15 protein-coding genes are annotated in these 17,410 nt (G+C 61.8%); 13 read left to right on the top strand and 2 right to left on the bottom strand.

All coding sequences use genetic code 11. The features are described 5' to 3' along the window. Positions 1–12: 12 nt before the first annotated feature. The 9 genes from EIH26_RS07330 (at position 13) to EIH26_RS07285 (ending at position 9,811) form a co-directional block, all read left to right on the top strand. Positions 13–900 carry a 4Fe-4S dicluster domain-containing protein gene (locus tag EIH26_RS07330; protein ID WP_124061551.1) on the top strand — a complete coding sequence of 296 codons (888 nt, stop codon included), beginning with the start codon at positions 13–15 and terminating at the stop codon, positions 898–900. Further along, entirely contained in the window at positions 900–1,649 is a 750-nt protein-coding gene (locus EIH26_RS07325; RefSeq protein WP_124061550.1) for a cytochrome b/b6 domain-containing protein, read from the top strand. Before EIH26_RS07330 ends, EIH26_RS07325 begins: the two co-directional genes overlap by 1 nt. Positions 1,650–1,724: 75 nt before the next feature. Further along, complete coding sequence (locus tag EIH26_RS07320; RefSeq protein WP_124061549.1) at positions 1,725–2,621, top strand: formate dehydrogenase accessory protein FdhE; 897 nt, start codon at positions 1,725–1,727, stop codon at positions 2,619–2,621. A 194-nt stretch (positions 2,622–2,815) separates the two neighbouring features. Continuing rightward, on the top strand, positions 2,816–3,973 hold the full coding sequence (locus EIH26_RS07315; RefSeq protein WP_241152809.1) for an LCP family protein: 1,158 nt from the start codon (positions 2,816–2,818) through the stop codon (positions 3,971–3,973). A 33-nt stretch (positions 3,974–4,006) separates the two neighbouring features. Then, entirely contained in the window at positions 4,007–5,572 is a 1,566-nt protein-coding gene (locus tag EIH26_RS07310; RefSeq protein ID WP_124061548.1) for an amidohydrolase, read from the top strand. 205 nt (positions 5,573–5,777) lie between these two features. Continuing rightward, positions 5,778–7,544 (top strand): phosphotransferase, encoded by a 1,767-nt coding sequence (locus EIH26_RS07305; protein ID WP_164471019.1) that lies wholly within the window; start codon positions 5,778–5,780, stop codon positions 7,542–7,544. A 264-nt stretch (positions 7,545–7,808) separates the two neighbouring features. Next, complete coding sequence (locus EIH26_RS07295; protein ID WP_164471018.1) at positions 7,809–8,597, top strand: NTP transferase domain-containing protein; 789 nt, start codon at positions 7,809–7,811, stop codon at positions 8,595–8,597. Between the two features lie 87 nt (positions 8,598–8,684). Further along, complete coding sequence (locus tag EIH26_RS07290; RefSeq protein ID WP_124061544.1) at positions 8,685–9,323, top strand: class I SAM-dependent methyltransferase; 639 nt, start codon at positions 8,685–8,687, stop codon at positions 9,321–9,323. A gap of 59 nt (positions 9,324–9,382) precedes the next feature. Then, positions 9,383–9,811, top strand: coding sequence for a peptidylprolyl isomerase (locus EIH26_RS07285; protein ID WP_124061543.1), 429 nt, complete (start codon positions 9,383–9,385; stop codon positions 9,809–9,811). A 108-nt stretch (positions 9,812–9,919) separates the two neighbouring features. On the opposite strand, the gene EIH26_RS07280 is transcribed toward EIH26_RS07285, so the two are convergent. After that, positions 9,920–11,365: a dicarboxylate/amino acid:cation symporter gene (locus EIH26_RS07280; RefSeq protein ID WP_124061542.1), complete on the bottom strand. Its 1,446-nt coding sequence runs from the start codon at positions 11,363–11,365 to the stop codon at positions 9,920–9,922. Positions 11,366–11,675: 310 nt separating this feature from the next. On the opposite strand from EIH26_RS07280, the gene EIH26_RS07275 reads away from it, so the two are divergent. The 4 genes from EIH26_RS07275 (at position 11,676) to EIH26_RS08625 (ending at position 15,568) form a co-directional block, all read left to right on the top strand. Further along, complete coding sequence (locus tag EIH26_RS07275) at positions 11,676–13,274, top strand: lipopolysaccharide biosynthesis protein (protein WP_206424700.1); 1,599 nt, start codon at positions 11,676–11,678, stop codon at positions 13,272–13,274. A 127-nt stretch (positions 13,275–13,401) separates the two neighbouring features. Continuing rightward, the gene (locus EIH26_RS07270; RefSeq protein ID WP_206424699.1) at positions 13,402–13,752 is read left to right on the top strand and encodes a hypothetical protein; all 351 of its coding nucleotides are present in this window, start codon (positions 13,402–13,404) and stop codon (positions 13,750–13,752) included. Between the two features lie 59 nt (positions 13,753–13,811). Further along, positions 13,812–14,717 (top strand): DUF5685 family protein, encoded by a 906-nt coding sequence (locus tag EIH26_RS07265; protein ID WP_206424698.1) that lies wholly within the window; start codon positions 13,812–13,814, stop codon positions 14,715–14,717. An 11-nt stretch (positions 14,718–14,728) separates the two neighbouring features. After that, a complete protein-coding gene (locus EIH26_RS08625) occupies positions 14,729–15,568 on the top strand; it encodes a J domain-containing protein (RefSeq protein WP_164471017.1) in 840 nt (279 codons plus the stop codon). Positions 15,569–15,589: 21 nt separating this feature from the next. On the opposite strand, the gene sdaAA is transcribed toward EIH26_RS08625, so the two are convergent. After that, entirely contained in the window at positions 15,590–17,200 is a 1,611-nt protein-coding gene (gene sdaAA / locus EIH26_RS07255; protein ID WP_124061540.1) for an L-serine ammonia-lyase, iron-sulfur-dependent, subunit alpha, read from the bottom strand. Positions 17,201–17,410 lie beyond the last annotated feature (210 nt).

Here is a 17,410-nt window from a genome sequence, read left to right as displayed (position 1 = left end):
GGAGGGGGAGACATGACTGAAATGGCAATGCTGTACGATTCGTCCGTCTGCACCGCATGCAAGGGCTGCCAGGTGGCCTGCAAGGTGTGGAACGAGCTTCCCTCCCCCTTGGTGAAGAACTCCCAGGAGTGGAGCGGTTCTCTGCAAAACCCCGCCGACGTCAACGACACCACGCGCATGATCATCACCTTCAACGAGGCCGACAACGGCAAGCGCTGGGGTGTGGATTGGACGTTCGGTCGCCGCTCGTGCATGCACTGCACGGATGCGGGCTGCGTCGAGGTGTGCCCGACCGGGTGTCTGTCGCATGACGAGCATGGGTTCGTGGTCGTCGACGACGACAAGTGTATCGGGTGCCAGTACTGTCGCTCGGCCTGTCCCTTCGACATCCCGCGCCACACCGGCGTAGGGCTTGACGGCATGGGCATCAAGGTGAACAAGTGCACCATGTGCTCCGATCGCGTGGCGAACGGGCGCAAGCCGGCCTGCGTGTCCACGTGCCAGCCCGGGGCCCTTCAGTTCGGCACGCGCGAGGAGATGCTGGCGAAGGCCTACGAGAAGGTCGCCAGGCTCAAAGAGCGCGGCTATGTCGACGCGTCGGTGTACGGCGCCGAAGAGGCGGGCGGCACGCACATCATCCACGTGCTGCAGCGCGGTCTCGATCGCTATCAGCTGCCCGAGAACCCGCAGGTTCACGGCATGATCGAAACCGAGAACCTTATGAAGACGCTAACGGCGGTGGGCGCTGCGGGCGTCGTGGCGGGACTGGGTCTGTCGTTTGCGACCGGCATCGGGTACCATCGCGACGAGCAGCGCTACGACGAGGTGTCCCACGACGTTATCGACGTCGATACCGGCGAGGTCGTCAAGCATATCGACAAGGAAGCGGGGGAGCGCTAATGGCAGTCAAACGCGAGATTCAAAGGCATTCCCTCCAGACGCGGATTACGCACGGGATCGTGGTGTTCTCGATCCTGTGGCTGTCGATCACGGGTCTGTTCGTCATGATCCCCGGTGCCGGGGCCGCGATCGGATCCGACCTCACCCAGTTCTTCCGCTTCTCCCACCGCGTGGTGGGCGCGGTGCTTGTGATCGCCCCCCTTGTGAGCGCCGTTCTGGCGCCCAAGGGCGTCGTGCGCCTGTGGAAGAAGTACATCACGGCGTGGACGAAAGAAGACGTGGAGTTCGTTTTGAAGTTCGTCCCCTACATGCTGGGGCCGAAACGAGTGCATATGCCCGACCAGGACGAAGTCAAGTCGGGCCAGCGTTTCGCCGACGGCATGCTGATCATCAGTTCGCTGGCGATGGCGGTATCGGGCATGATCCTGTGGCTGGGAACCAGCGCGTTTCGCGCCGACCCGCAGCTGCTGATCGCGATGCGCTTCGTTCATCAGCTGTTCTTCCTGTTGATGGTGATCTTCGTGATCGCGCATGCCTATCTGGGCGCCGGCGTGTTCCAGCCGTATCGCGGCCTGGTTTCGCTGATGTTCGGCAACGGGCGCGTGAAAGAGTCCGACGCCCTGTATCACTGGGGTTTCTGGGCTCGTGAAGAGATAGAAGAGGGCGGAAACGTCATCGAGTACGAGGTTGCCGACGACGATAAGAAGCCGGGCGAGATTAAAGGGAGCCTGGAAAAGGCCTCCCGGTAAGCGACGTTTCCGCGTGATCGCAGCCGCCCTCGAGCGCGTTCGTTCGAGGGCGGCTGCCATGGAAGGACCAGACGGATGGATCTGAAGAGAATAGACCGGGCGATTCAAGCGTACCTGAAAGACGCCGAACCCTCCGATGCCGCGCGGCTCGAGTTTTTCCGCGGCCTGTTCGCGTTGCAGCAGGAGCGCTGCGACGAATTGGAGGGCGCGGCGGGTGCTGTTCTCGTCGAATCCGAGGGATTCGACGAGGCGTACCTGTCGGGCCGCCCTCTTTTGCAGCTTTATCCCGCGACTATCGAGGCGCCCGCCTTCGCCGAAACCTGCCGTCGGATTTCTACGCACCTCATCGGACGGGCCGGCCTGTCCGATGAGGTATCCGGGGCTTTGGGCGGAATCGACTGGGACGGGTTCTCCCGCGCCGCCGATCTTGCCCTGGCGGGAGTCGATCCGTGTGGGTTCGTCGAGGCCGTTCGCTGCGATGGTGCTGCGAGAGAATCGTTCGGCCGCGCACTCGACGTCGCGGTTCTGGTGCTGGCCTTCGCGGTGAGGACCCATGTTCAGAATACGGCTGAGCGGCTGATGGACGCGGTTTCAACCGATGCCAAGGAGGGCAACCACGCCCGTCCTCTGCGCTGCCCGGTATGCGGAGGCGCGGCAAGCTTGTCGCATGTGGGCGCCCCGGAAGCCCTTCAGGGCGCGGGTCGCCTGCAGTTCTGCTCGGCCTGTGGAACCGCATGGCATTTCGAGCGCATCCGCTGCGGTTCGTGCGGGTCTCAAGATCAAGGCGACCTGCACTATCATCACCTGGACGGAGATGCGGCACACCGGTTGCAGACCTGCGATGCGTGCGGAAGCTACCAGCGCGTGGCGTTCCAAGACGATCTGCAGGTTGCGATGTGCCTCGATGTCGAGGACGTGGTGATGGCCAAGCTTGATCGGGTTGCGCTCGATCCGCGCTTTCATAGGGATTGATCGGCAATCGAGCTGCATCGATGTTCGAGAAAGGTCGGCTTCGCGTCGCCTCGTCCCCTTCTTCGGTTTTCGGGCGAGGCGTATAATTTCCGGGTTTGTCCGACCGGTCGTATAAAATAGGGGAGTCGACTTCGGTTGTGTACGAGGTCGGCGCCTTTTCAGCATTGCGCAGGTCGAGAGAAGCGAGGGGACGCGTGGGACAGAACAACGAGAGGCGCGGAAAGCATGCGCGCTTACCCGAGCAGCCCGATTCTAATCGTCGCATGCCTTCGGCGGGGGCGCCTCGCTCCGAATTCAACCATCGACCCGGCATTCGTCCTGTGGTCATGCCCCAGCAGCGAGAGGGTGGCGTTCCGAGCGTCCAAGGCTACGATCGGTCGCGGTACGGAGCCGGGCGTCCCAAGAAGAAGGCGTCGCGCGCCCGTAAGGTCGCGCTGGGCGTCCTCGTGGCCGTTCTCGTGCTCGTCGTGGGGGCCGGAGCGGCTGCGGCCCTGTACCTGAACTCCTTGAACGATGCCATCTCCATCAAGGACAGCGACGAGGCCATGGAGATCAGAGAGGCGCTGCAGGCTCCCGCCGCATCGTCGAATCCCCGTGAAACCGACGCGTATTACACGCTGCTCATCGGGTCCGATGCGCGCAGCGGCGATACGGCGTCGCGTTCTGACGTGCTTATACTGGCCCGCACGGTTCCCTCTGAAGGCAAGGTCACCATGGTGTCCATCCCGCGCGACACCAAGGTCGAGATCTCCGGATACGGCACTCAGAAAATCAACGCCGCTTACGCGTACGGCGGTGTGGCCGGCGCGGTGAAGGCCGCCTCCGAGTTTGCCGGCGTGCCCATCACCCATTACGCCGAAGTTCACTTCCAAGAGCTTGAGAGCCTGGTCGATATCCTGGGCGGCGTGTACGTCGATGTGCCCGTGTCCAACGACCAGACGGGCGCCAGCAACACCGGTATTCAGCTGAGCGCCGGATACCAGCTGCTCGACGGCGAGCAGGCGCTTGCGTTCGCCCGCGAGCGCTACGGGTACGCGCGCGGCGACTTCCAGCGCGCCGACAACCAGCGGCTTGTCGCCACGGCCATCATGAAGCAGGTTCTGCAGACTCCCGCGCTCGAAATGCCCTCCATCGTTCAGCGCCTCGCTTCCTGCGTGACCACCGATATGTCCGTTACCGATGTCATCGGCCTTGCCCAGGCGTACCGGTCTGCGGGCGATCTTACCGTCTATTCGGCGCTTGCCCCGTCGAGTACGGAGACGATCGACGGCGTCAGCTACGTTATCACCGACGAAGCGGCGTGGAGGGCCATGATGCAGAAGGTCGATGCGGGAGAAGACCCCGGCAAATAGGGTGGACGACCCTTTCAGGAGAGGGAGGGCGGCATGAAGGTCTACGAAGGATCGATTCTCACGGTGGATGAGCGCGATACGGTTGCGCGCTATCTGGTGGAAGACGGCGGTCTGATCGCCTATGTGGGAGATGCGCTTCCCAAGCAGTACGCGGATGCCGCGCGCGAGCATCTGGGAAACCGCGCGCTGTGCCCATCGTTTGTCGACACCCATCAGCATTTCGCGAGCCTCGCAACGTTCAACGCAGGACTCAACGTTATGGAAGCCCGTTCGAACGACGAGATACAGCGCCTGGTGGCCGAATTTTCCCGCACGTATGCGGGAAAGGTTCTCATCGCCTTCGGGGCCTCGCCGTATTCGGTTGCCGAGGGGCGCTTGCTGTCGCGTGCCGAGCTGGACGAGGCCTGCCCCGACAAGCCGGTTATGATGGTCAAGTACGACGGGCACGCCTGCGTGGTGAACTCGGCGCTGCTCGGTCTGATCGAAGGGCGCGTGAGCGATCAGCGCGGATATCACCCGGATACCGGAGAGATGAATCAGGAGGCCTTCTTCAAGGCGCTCGACTACATTACCGGATCCATTTCCATTCCTCGGCTCATCGGAAATATGCAGCGGGCGATGGACTACCTTGCCGCACGAGGCATCGGTATGGTGCATACCGTCAGCGGTGTCGGTTTTCCGGCCGATTTGGACATCTCGCTCGAGAAATGGGTGGGTCGCAGCGCTCAAAGCGGGTTTCAGGTGCGTGTGTTTCCCCAGTCGCTTGAGGTGAAGGCCGCTTTGAAGCGCGGTCTTGTCCGTATCGGGGGTTGCTTCGCCTGCGCATTGGACGGGTGCTTCGGCAGTCGCGACGCCGCCATGATCGAACCCTACGAGGGTTCGGACGACACCGGCGTGCTGTACTACACCGACGAGCAGCTGATCGCGTTTTGCTGCGAGGCCAACCGCGCCGGGCTCCAAATCGAGATGCACGCCATCGGCGACGCGGCGTTTAATCAGGCTGCGCGCGTTCTGAAGGCCGCGCTCGAAGATTTTCCCCGCGAAGACCACCGCCACGGCATCATCCACGCGTGCCTTCCAACCGAAGAAGGCGTGCGCATCTGCGCAGCGTACGGCATTCATCTTCCCATGCAGGCAAGCTTCATCGACTGGCCGCAAGAACCCGATTCGTATCTCGCGTCTATCATGGGGCGCAAACGCGCTGAGCGACTGAACCCCCTGCGCATGCTGTGGGATGCGGGGGTTGTCATGTCGGCGGGATCCGACGCGCCCTGCACCGATCCCGATCCGATCCTGTGGATGCAGCGCGCTTGCAACCACAGTGTTGCGGGTCAGTCCCTCACGCCGCGCGAGGCTCTGCGCATGTGCACGTATAACGGCGCATGGACGACGTTCGACGAGGATGCGCGCGGCTCGCTTGAAACGGGAAAAGTTGCGGATATGGTGGTTCTATCCGAGAATCCCTACGAAGTGTCGGTTTCTGACCTGGGTCGCATCAAGGTCGAACGGCTCCTGCTGGGCGGGCGCCCGTACCGCCGCCAATCGCAGGGTTTTCTCGCGGCGGTTGCCAGGGGCATGATGGGGAAGGGTCGCATTTAGCGTGCCCGGAGCTCTCGAGAGCGCGTGCATGAATGCACAGGGCAATCCGCGGGTCGCTTGCGACCCGTTCTTTTCTCCCGTATCGTGTTCAAAAAAGTTTCGTGATATAGTTTTATGAACTTGAGTTTCGGTGATGCAGCGATATCGAGACTCGATGCCTGTCCGAAACAACGCGATCGCTCGATTTCGCACGAACGGGGACCCTATGCTCAACCGCAACCAATTCAAGGTGCTTGCATGCTACAAGCTTTTAGATCGGCCGACTCAGCGCGACGTCTCCCTCGAGACGGGTCTTTCTCTGGGTACGGTGAATCATGCCTGTCTTTACCTGCGAAAAGAAGGTTTGCTCAACCATGATTTCCACATTGCCCCTGCGGGAGAAGAGCTGCTCGAACAGTATCGCGTCCGCAATGCGGTGATCTTGGCGGCGGGGTCTTCGACGCGGTTCACGCCTCTTTCCTTCGAGAAACCCAAGGCCATGTTCGAGGTTCGGGGCGAGGTTCTGATCGAGCGATTGGTTCGCCAGCTGCGCGAGGCGGGTATCGACGAGATCGTGGTCGTGGCGGGCTACATGAAGGAGTGCTTCTTCTACCTTGAAGAAGAGCTGGGGGTGAAGCTGCTGTTCACCGATGATTACGTCCATCGGAACAACCATGCTTCTCTGCTGTGCGCGCGCGATTACCTCGATCGCACCTACGTTCTCAGCTCCGATGAGTACTACGAGCGAAACATCTTCAGCCCCTATGCGTTCGACACGTATCTTTCGGCTTCGCCTAACGCGGGACGGACCGAGAGGCTGATCCCGCGACTGAACACCAAGTCCCGCATCTCTTCGATCCAGATGGGGAAAGAGGCGGGGGTCGCCCTGCAGGGCCCCGCTTGCTTCTCCCCCGAGTTCTCGCGGCGGTTCTCCCAGATCATTGCAGACGAATACGACCTGCCCGAAACCGCCGACAAGCTGTGGGAAGAGGTACTGTCGGATCATCTGGGAGAGTTTACCGTCTATATCGAACCGTACGAGGAGGGCGTCATCTACGAGTTCGACTACGTGACCGACCTCACCGCGTTCGATGAGGACTTCTTCGTCAACGTCGACTCCCGCATTCTCGACAACATCTGCCGCACGCTCGCATGCGAGCGCACCGACATCGCCGACGTCGAACCGATCAAGGCCGGTCTGTCGAACCTGTCGGTTCTGTTCACCGCCTGCGGGAGGAAGTACGTGTACCGTCATCCGGGAAACGGAACCGACGAGATCATCAGCCGCGCTTCCGAGGCCCGGTCGCTCGAGGTGGCCAAGAAGCTGGGCCTCGACGATACGTTCGTGTTCGAAGACTCCACCGAAGGTTGGAAGATATCCGAGTTCATAGAAGGATGCTCCGAGTTCGATGTTTCCGATACCGATCAGGTTGAGCGTGCTATGGACATGATCAGGACGCTTCACGAGAGCGGCGAGGAGTCGGATTGGGATTTCGATTTCTACGAGAACTCGAAGGCTCTGAAGCGTCTTTTGGAGCAGCAGTCCTACCCGCTTCCGCGCGGTTTTTGCGAACTCGAGGCGCGCATCGACGAGCTGTGGGAACTCATGGCTGACGACGAGGTGAGCCGCGTTCTGTGCCACAACGACTTCTACGCCCCCAATATCCTTGTGCGCGGCGACGACATGTGGCTCATCGACTGGGAGTACTCCGGTATGAGCGATCCGGTGTGCGACGTTGCGAATTTCGTCGCGCAGGGTCCTCCATGCAGTGTTGAGGAGGCGCTGGACGTTTACGCCGTCTACTTGAGGTGCGATCCCGCCGCTTCGCAAGCCCGCCACTTTCTGGGCTGCGTGGCCGTGGTCGGCTGGCATTGGTACGTATGGGCCATCTACAAAGAGGCGCGGGGCCATCCCGTCGGGGATTGGCTCTATCTTTGGTACAAGGCGGCTTCCAAGTTCGCCGCTGCCGCTTGCGACGGGTATGCCAGATAATTCGACATGAAGGACAGCGAAAAGGAAACGGGCGGCGCGTTCGCGAGCCGGCCGGCCGGGGGTTTTGCGGTGCGTGCGCCGTCGTCGTGATCGCGGCGGGATTGGGGTATTTTCGCCTGTATGCCTGCCGGCACCTCGTGGCGAATTCTCCCGAGGAGGAGTTTGCGCGCCTCGCAGCCGCCGAGGCGGAACTTCGCTAGAATAGCGAACGTGATTGCGCAGCAGACCGAACCTGCTGGAAGCGGGTTCGGCGAAGGGAGAGACATGGCTGGATTATCGGCTCGTCAGTTCGAGCTTTTGGAGGAGAAGTACGAGCAGGGTCGGGCAACCGAGGAGGACCTGGCTGCGCTCGAGCCGTATCGGGCTCGGCGGGCGGTGCTGTTCGCTTCGGGTTTCGGAAGCCGCATGCTGCCCATTACCATCAACACGCCCAAGCCGCTGGTGCGCGTGAAGGGGCGGCGCATCATCGAGAGCCTGCTCGACGCTTTGGCGGCTATCGACATCGAGGAGATCTACATCGTCGTAGGGTATCTGGCCGATGAGTTCGAGCTTTTGAAGAGGGATTACCCGAATGTCACCCTCATCCGAAACGATCTGTACGACACCACGAACAACATCTCGTCGGCGGTGTGCGCGCACGATCACTTTCGCAACGCGTATGCGTTCGAGAGCGATCTGATGCTGTCGAACCCCGGTTTGCTGAGGAAGTACAACTACGAGAGCTGGTACCTGGGCGTTCCGGTCGAATCGACCGAGGACTGGTGCTTCCATACCGAAGACGGCTACGTTGCCGATCTGCGTAAAGGCGGCCGCAACTGCCACCACATGTACGGCGTGTCGTACTGGACCGCCGAGGCGGGGGATCGTTTGGCCGAGGATCTTCCGCGCGAGTTCGCTCGAGACGAGAATCGTCAGCGGTTCTGGGACGACGTGCCCTGCGTTATGTGCCGCGATCGGTATCGCGTGCGGGTGAGGGAGTGTTCGTTCGACGATATCGACGAGATCGATTCGTTCGCCGAGCTCCAGAAGATCGATCCCGCCTACCGCGTCTAGAGATTCTGCACGCATGCCGCCGCGAAGCCCTCTCGGGCTCCGCACGATTCGCTTTCGTATCGAAAAGAACACAGAGGAGGCACCGATATGGAGCCGACAGCGCCTGTACACCCTGAGGGAAACCCCGCTTGTCCGGACGGAGAGGCGGGGCGCGTCATGCTGGACCGCATGAATACGGGGAACCACGAGCAATTGGCGAACTGGGGACTTGACCACCTGTCGTGTGCGGGTGCACGCCGCGCTCTCGATCTGGGTTGCGGCGGAGGAGCCAATCTGGGTCGCTTGCTCGATCGCATGGGGAGCGGCGGTTTCGCGGCGGGTCTCGACTATTCCGAGCTGAGCGTTGAAGTGTCGCGCGAGAGGAATGGACGGGCCATCGCCGAGGGCCGCTGCGAGGTGGTGCAGGGGGACGTGTCGACTCTGCCTTTCGGCGCAGGGGAGTTCGACGCGGTCACGGCGTTTGAAACCGTGTATTTCTGGCCCGATGTGGAAGGGGCCCTTTCCGAGGCGTTTCGCGTTCTGAGGCCGGGCGGTTCGTTGCTCATCTGCAACGAGGCCGATGGAGAAGACCCCTCGACGGTTGAGTTCGCGCGCTCCATCGAGGGAATGAGCGTGTATACCGCCTCCGAACTCGAAGCTTTCATGTTGAATGCGGGGTTTTCGGATGTGCAAGCTTATCGCGATTCCGAAACGGGGTACGTGTGCGCAATCGGCAAGCGCCCCTAGTTCGGGGTTCGGTTTCCTGTACACTGGGTCAGTCTGTTTTCAAACGAAAGGGGCTCTTCATGAGCAACGAGGGCAAGAAGGTCAAGGCGCACTACATCGGAACGCTTGACGACGGCACCCAGTTCGATTCATCGTATTCGCGCAACGAGCCGATCGGATTCACGGTTGGCGCGGGGATGATGATCCCGGGGTTCGATCGCGTCGTCGCCGAGATGGAGGTAGGCCAGACCGTAACCGTTCACATTCCGGCCGCTGAAGCGTACGGCGAGGTCGATCCCAACGCCGTGCAGACTGTTGCGGTGGCTCAGCTTCCCGGAGCCGAGAACTGCACGGTGGGGCAGCGCGTCATGCTGAGCGGTCCGAACGGGATGCCCATGTCCGCGATGGTTGCCGCGCTTGAAAACGGCACTATCACGTTCGATTTCAACCACGAGCTTGCGGGCAAGGATCTCAATTTCGAGATCACCCTGGTGGAGGTTGAAGGCTAGTCTTTCGCAGTGCAGAGCGGCCGACTGCATCGAAGTCGGAAACGGAGAAACCCCCGGCAGCCTGAACGATGCTGCCGGGGGTTTCGTATCTTTCGTATCGCGGGCGGTTTAGTTGTCGCGATGCAAAGGGTCGTCCACATCGGCGAAGCGATCGAGGTCGCCCGAAGCTCCGATCTCGGATCCGGCGGGCGTCTCCACGTACGCCTCGGCGGTGTGGGGATCTTCGGACAGCGGCAGCGCCTCCATATCGACTTCCTCGATGCGGTCGTTTCTGAACACGTCGCGATCGAGCATGCCCGCAGCGTTGGCCACGCAGGTGGTGACCACGCCGTCGCCGGTGACGTTGATGGCGGTGCGGCCCATGTCGAGAATGCGGTCGATGCCCATGATCATGGCGACGCCCTCAGCGGGAAGCCCGATGCTCGAAAACACCATGGCGAGCATAATGGTTCCCGATCCGGGAACGCCGGCGGTGCCGATGGAGGCCGCCGTGGCCGTCACGATAACGGACAGAAGCGCGGAGGTGGCCAGGTCGATACCGAAGGCCTGGGCGCAGAAGATGACGGCGGCTCCCTGCATGATGGCGGTGCCGTCCATGTTGATGGTCGCGCCCAGGGGGATGGTGAACGAGGCTACCCTGTGGTTGACGCCGATGCGCTTCTCGAGCGTCTCGATATTCAGCGGGATAGTGGCGTTCGAGGAACTGGTGGTGAACGCGAACAGCATGACCGGCCAGAACTTCTTCAGGAAGTGGAGGGGATTCAGGCGCGTGAACAAGAACAGGATAAGCATGTACACGATGAACAGCTGAAGCAGCAATCCGCCGTAGACGGTGAGCACGAACTTCAGCATGGGAACGATGCCCCCGATGCCGAGGTTGGTGAACGTGCGGGTGATGAGGAAGAAGATGCCGATGGGCGCGATTTTCAGCAGCAGGGCGATCATCTTCATCATGATCGCGTTGAACTGCGTGAAGAACCGGTTGACCGTTCCCACCTTGTGCCCGACGCCGCCCAGGATGAAGCCCAGCAGCAAAGCGAAGAAGATGATCTGCAGCATGGTGCCCTTGGACAGTGCCTCGAATATGTTAGTGGGAATGATGTTCAGAAGAACGTCCTGGAAGGGTTTCGACTCGACCGCCTTGGGTTCGACCGAGACGATGGAGCCCATATCCAGGCCGAGGCCGGGGTTGGTAAACGATGCGAGCACCATGGCTATGAGGATGGCGATGGCTGTGGTCACCAGGTACATCGCGATCGTGCCTCCGCCGATTTTGCCCAGCATCTTCGGGTCGGCCATGGACGCCGCCCCTACGACGATCGAGCAGAACACCAAAGGCGCGACGAGCATCTGCATCATGCGGACGAATCCCTGTCCGATGACGTAGCAGACGCCCTCGATGAAATACGTGCTGACGAAATCGCCCTTGACGACGACGCCGTTCAGAATGATCCCCAAAGCCGCACCGGCGAGAAGCGCAAGCAGAATCCAGGTCGTGTCGTTGAGCTTCTTCTTCTGCTTGGGCTCTTGGGTGCTCGATGTCGCGGTTGACATACGGTAACCGTCCTTTCTGGAAGAACCGGGCCCGTTTCGGGCCTCGCTCGCTCCCTGTTGTGCAAACGCATCCATTCTAAGATACGGACGGCGCTTCAAGGCAGGTGAATTGGATTTTCGGCGTGGAAGGCGCAGTGTCGCCGCTGTGCGCGCCGCGCGGACGGCCATCGAGTCGATGCCGACGCCTCGCTGCGCCCGGCATCCGTCCTGCTGCGCGTTTGGTGGTTCTGCGGGGGTTTCCAAGGGCCGCGCGGCTGCCCCTATAATGGAAAGGAACGAATCGGCACGGCAGACATCGAAGGACATGGCTTTGACCGAAGATTTTTCCCGCACCAAGCGCTTTCGCTCCGCGCGTCGTCGCCCGCGGCGGCCCAACCCGGCCGTCGCCTTGATGAACGCCTGGTGGGATCGTCTTCTGGGCGCTGCTTCGGGAGGCGGGTTCTCGGATGCCGCCGAAGAGTACGAGGCGCACAGCACCTCGCGCGACTACGTGTGGAACACGATCGGGCTTATATCCTGGGGGGCTCTGTTCCCGGTGCTCACCATCGTGGTCACGCAGCTTTCGGGCGCAGAGCGGGCCGGCATGTTCTCCATCGCCTTCGTCACGGCGAACCTGCTGTATTTCATGGGCAATTACGGTGTGCGCACGTATCAGATCTCGGACCTCGAAGGCCTTCATTCGTTCAAGGACTATCAGGTGAATCGTCTTATCACCTGCGTGCTCATGGTGGTTGCTGGTGCGGCGTGGTGCGCGTGGCGCGGCTACGATCCGGCGATGACGGACTTGTGCGCGGCGGTCGTGCTGTTCAAGATGGTCGATGCCCTGGCGGATGTGTACGAAGGGCGTCTTCAGCAGGCCGACAAGCTGTATTTGGGCGGCATCTCGCAGACGATTCGCTCGCTTCTGGCCCTGGTGGTGTTCGTCGTGCTGCTGGCCATCACGGGTAGCCTGGTGGCGGCATCCATGGGAATGTTCGTCGCTGCGGCGCTGACGTTTCTGATTGTGACGTTTCCCCTGGCGCTGTTCGAGACCCCCAAGTCCGAGCCATTGAGGGCGCGGGGCGTATCGGATCTGTTCAGAGCCTGCGCTCCTCTGTTCTTTGCGCTGTTTATGTATGCACTGGTAGACAACATGCCCAAGTTCGTGATGGACGGCGTGCTTTCCTACGACAACCAGCTGTACTTCAATGCGCTGTACTTCCCGGCGCAGGCGGTGCTGCTGACGGTTGGCTTCATCTACAAGCCCCAGCTGGTGCGCATGGCAGAGCTGTGGGCCGACGTGTCGCACCGCCGCCGGTTCGACGTGATGATTCTGGTGATGGTCCTCGTTATCGTGGCCGTCACGCTTCTGGCTGCGGGGGGCATGAGCTGGATCGGCATCACGCTCCTCAGCTTCATGTACGGTTTGGATTTTTCCCAGTACGCCGATCTGGCCTTCATTATGCTGGCTGCCGGCGGAGTGACGGCGGGAATCGACTTTCTCTATCAGGTCATCGTGATCCTGCGCCGTCAGCGTGTGGTGACCGAGCTGTACTTCATCACGTTCGGGTTCTCGCTTCTGGTGCTGCTGCTCATGGTGAACATCACCGGTTTGGAGGGGGCGGTGATCGGGTACCTCATCATCATGAGCATCCTGTTCGTGCTTTTGGTTCGCGAATACGTGTCGGTGCGCATCGCCTACGAGCGCGAACCCGGGTTCGAAGCGCTGGATGTGAAGCATGCGCCCGAGGTCAACTCGCATGCGCTTTCTGCGAGCGTGGTGGGCGACGCGCTGCTTTCGGATGATCGTGAGCGCGCGCGTCGGAAGCTGAGGGCTCGCCAGGAGGGCTTTGACGCGTCCGATCCGCGTTTCAACGAACGGGAGGACGCGCGCATGAGGCTTACGAAGCGCGGCGGACATGCGAATTAACGGATCCGCCTTCCGGGGCGGTTGGATGCGAGGTGGGTTTGCGATGGCGAGAGGCAACGAGCGGTTCGATTCGTTCGCACGGCGGATGAGAGAAGGTTTCATCGCTTTGAATCAAGGCCGATATGGTATGGATGAGCTGGGGAAGTTTTTACTGAGTGCGGCGATTGCGTGCATGGTCGCCTCGTTTTCGCACGTTCGGCTCTTCTGGTTTCTCTCGACTGCGCTTCTGCTGTGGGAGCTGTTCCGCATGTATTCGCGCAACTATCCGGCGCGCGCGCGCGAAAACAGCGCGTTTCTTCGGAAGACCGAGAAGCAGCGCGCTTGGTTCTCGCTTCTCGACAAGCGCTGGACCAATCGGCATACCACGCGCTACATCAAATGCCCCCGGTGCAGAAAGGTGTTCTCGTTGCCGAAGGGGAAAGGTAAGATCCGTGCGACCTGCCCCCATTGCCACAAACAGTCCATCCATACGACGTAACCGGCTGCAACCGTCTGGGCGTCGGCGCCCCCTTCTCCGCTGAAAGCAGGTTAGAATCGGTGTTCGGCATCGTTATTCCCAACAACGAGGTCTTGTCGGAAGCCGAGCGAGCTCGGTACCGGCAAGTGTATTGCGGGGTGTGCCACGCGCTGAAGGAGCGCTCGGGGCAGGTCAGCCGCCTGTCTTTAAGCAACGACCTGACGTTTCTGGCGCTCGTGCTTTCATCGCTTTACGAGGACGGCGAGTTAACCGACCACGGGGCCTGCGCGTTTCATCCCATCGGGGGACGCTCGCTTGCGCGATCGGCCTGCATCGATTATGCAGCCGATATGAACGTGGTCATGGCTTACCGCAAATCGCTTGACGACTGGACCGACGATGGCAGCCGCGCCGCGCGCCTGTATGCGAAGGCGCTTGAAGCGCGCTATCGGGACGTCGAAGCTCGCTGGCCCGTTCAGTGCCGCGCGATCGAACTGGGACTCGATCGGATCGAGCTTATCGAGCGGAGCTGCCCGGTAGGCGGGGAGGCGTTCGGGGGCGACGAGGCGGCCCGCTGCTTCGGCGCGGTGCTGGGAGAGCTGTTCGCCTACCGCGAGGATCGCTGGGCGCCGCTTCTGAGGGAGCTCGGTTTCTGGCTGGGGCAGTTCGTGTATGTGATGGATGCGGTGCTCGACCGCGAGCAGGATGCGCGCACCGGGTCGTACAACCCGCTTTTGCAGACGGGTTTGTCGGTCGAAGAGGTTCGCGGCGTTCTTTCAGGATACGCGGCCTGGGCTGCTGCTGCGTTCGAGAAGCTGCCTTTGGTAAAGGATGCTCATCTCATGAGAAGCGTGCTTTATTCGGGTATTTGGGCTACATTCAACGAGACGTGCGAAGCGACGTCTTCGCGCGACACGGCGCCTGTGCAACGACGCGGTACGGGTACCGAGCAAGACGAAGGGGCGCGTTCGCGCGCAGCGAGGTAAAAGGTGGGTTCGTGAGCAAGACTCCGTATGAGGTTTTGGGCGTGTCCCCGTCGGCGAGCCCCGACGATATAAAGAAGGCGTACCGGAAGAAGGCGCGCGAGAACCATCCCGACCTGAACCCGGGGGACGAGGGCGCCGCCGCGCGTATGAACGAGATCAACGAGGCCTATGACCGTCTGACCAACCCCGAGCGATATGCGCGGGAAGATGCGCGCCGACGAGCCCAGGAGGCCTATGCGCGCGGGGGTTCGAGCGCCGCGGCGCAGCAGGCGGGCCCCTACGGCAACCCCTTCGCCGGGGGCTCTGCGTACGCCCCGGGCGGAAACGGATGGGGCCCGCGCACCTACCAGGGACAGAACGGATGGGTGTACACCACATTCACCTGGGAGGATATCTTCGGCGACTACACCTATGCGGGTAACGGGCCGCACGATGTCCACCCCGAGGCCTCGGCTGCCGATTCTGCGGCGATGCGCTCGGCGATCGATGATATCAACGCCGAGAACTACGTGCGCGCAAAGGCCACCCTCGACGGCATCCCCCCCAAAGAGCGCACTGCACGCTGGTTGTACCTGGCTTCGCTGGCAAACTACGGCGCCGGTCACACGGTTTTAGCATACGAGCAGATTAGACGTGCTGTTCAGAACGATCCGGGCAACGGCGACTACCGCCGCGTACTCGCGTCGTTTCAGACGGCGGGGCGGGCCTACGAGCAGGAGGCCCGCACTCGAGGGTTCGATTTGGGGACGACGGGCTGCCTGCAGTGCTGCTGCGGTCTCATCGCGCTCAATCTGTGCATCGGTTCGTGCTCGCGTTTCGGGGCGTTCTCCAGTTTGAACGGGTGCCAGTAAAGTAAAAGAACGGTCGGGCGGCTATCCGATGCTGCTGAATTTGGTGCAGGATGGACAGGCCGCCATTCCGCCGAGGGCCGTCTCGCGCAATTCCATGGGCAGGGCGCGTCCGACACGGTACATCGCATCGACGGTTTCATCGAACGGCACGATATGCTGGATTCCGGCAAGCGCGCACTGCGCGGCGATGAGGGCGCCCGCCGCCGCCGAGGCGTTGCGCATCTGGCAGGGCGCTTCTACTAGGCCCGCTATGGGGTCGCACACCAATCCCAGCGTATTGGATAGGGCGGTGCTCGCGGCATCGAGGCACATGCGAGGCGTGCCGCCCATCAATTCGACCGCCGCGCTTGCCGCCATGCCCGCTGCCGACCCGATTTCGGCCTGACATCCTCCCTCGGCGCCGGCGACGGTGGCGTTGCGCGCGATGAGGTACCCGATGGCACCGGCGTTCATCAGGGCTTTCTTCACCTGCTCGTCATCGAATCCGTGGGTTTCCTGCAACGAGAGCAAGACTGCGGGAATAACACCCGAGGATCCGGCCGTCGGGGCGGCCACGATGCGTCCCATCGACGCATTCGTTTCCAGGACGGCCAGCGCATAGGCGGTCAGTTTCGAGAAGGTGCCGCGCGCGATGCCGCGCTCGCCCAAAGCGCAGACGCGCGCCGCCTCTCCTCCGATGAGTCCCCCCATCGATTTGCCGGGTTGGGACAGGGGCTTGCGAGCCGATTCGCGCATCGCCTCGAGCGCATGCGAGAGGTACTGGGAAGTTGCGCGCCCGTCGGCGGGGCGGGCATCCATGAGGGCCTCCTCTCGATCCGAGAAGGCCTCGCTGATAGACTTTCTGTGGTGCTCGCAGTAGGCAAGCAGCTCGGCGGCGCTTGAGAAATCAAGTTCTTTGAACCGTGCCTGCGCATCGACCGGGTACAGGGTGGGCGCTACGGCGTCGGCCGCTTTCGATGCGCAGGCGGCAGGGATGAACCGTACCGATTTCACGGCATCGAAGGCCAGTATGCAGTCGATGGTAGCTGAATCCACTTCGTCGTCGATTTCCAAAACGGTGAACGCGTCGCCGCCTTTCTCGGTGCGGTGCATGGTGACCGTTCCGATGTTTATGGATCGGTTTCCAAGGCAGCCGGCTATATGCGCAAGCACGCCGGGGGCGTCGTTTTGGTAGACGATCATGTTGTTGAATTCGCCCGTAACGGCCACGTCGATTCCGTCGATGCGGGTGATCTGCGCCGCCCCGCCCCCGATCGAGATGCCCCGAACTTCGGTGCGCGCACCCTCCGAGTCGGTCACGCGGATGTCCACCGTGTTGGGATGCGGTGCTTCCGAAACGGTGTCGGGGGTGACGACGATGGTCACGCCTCGCTCGCGTGCGAGGTCGAACGAGGTGCGCAGGCGCAGATCGTCGGGTAGAAGACCCAGTATACCGGCGACGAGAGCCCGATCGGTCCCATGTCCGCGGTACGTGTGGGAGAACGATCCGTACAAAACGAACTCGACTTCGGCGGGCGGCGCCGAAAGCAGGTTGCGCGTCATGAGCGCGATGCGGCAGGCTCCGGCGGTATGGGAGGACGAGGGGCCGATCATGATGGGGCCGATGATGTCGCGGATTCCCAGAGGGTTCATGGCGCTTCCTTTGCTGGGTCGAGTGCTGCCGGCGCGTCGGCCGGCGTTTCAGCGCCATCATACCGTTCGCGCGCAAGAGAACTTTCTCGTTGTCGCTGGGCGGTAGGCAACCCTCCATCGAAGGGGAGAGGGGCCCGCCAAGGTTACGTCGGCGTGTCGTGGCGATTCGATGCGACCGTCTCTAGCTTTCTTGGGTAGAATGGCCTCAAC

This window comes from Gordonibacter sp. Marseille-P4307 (genome assembly GCF_900604965.1).
Taxonomy (GTDB): domain Bacteria; phylum Actinomycetota; class Coriobacteriia; order Coriobacteriales; family Eggerthellaceae; genus Berryella.
The sequence above is the reverse complement of the archived record's forward strand: the minus strand, read 5'-3'. Positions and strand labels throughout refer to the sequence as shown.